Here is a 277-nt window from a genome sequence, read left to right as displayed (position 1 = left end):
GGGATTTAAGCGGCGGGAACCAGTAGAAGGTAATAATCGCAAAATGCCTCGCCACCAGGCCGGATATCATGACTCTAGACGAACCCACCCGGGGCATCGATGTGGGTTCCAAGGCAGAGATTTATAAGATTATGAATCAGCTGGTATTGCAGGGGGTATCCATCATCATGATTTCCTCTGAACTTCCGGAACTGCGTAATATGAGCGACCGGATCAGCATCATGAGGGAAGGGAAGATAACCGGCGAGCAAAACATGGGAGAAGAAACGGAAGAAAC

At 49.5% G+C, this 277-nt stretch carries 1 pseudogene; it reads left to right on the top strand.

The window, feature by feature from the left end:
* Window positions 1-68: 68 nt before the first annotated feature.
* A pseudogene (locus LK536_RS58710) lies at window positions 69-277 on the top strand (D-xylose ABC transporter ATP-binding protein); the annotation flags it as partial.

Origin of the sequence: Clostridium pacaense (genome assembly GCF_020709765.2) — a bacterium.
Lineage (GTDB): Bacteria > Bacillota > Clostridia > Lachnospirales > Lachnospiraceae > Enterocloster > Enterocloster hominis.
The sequence above is the reverse complement of the archived record's forward strand: the minus strand, read 5'-3'. Positions and strand labels throughout refer to the sequence as shown.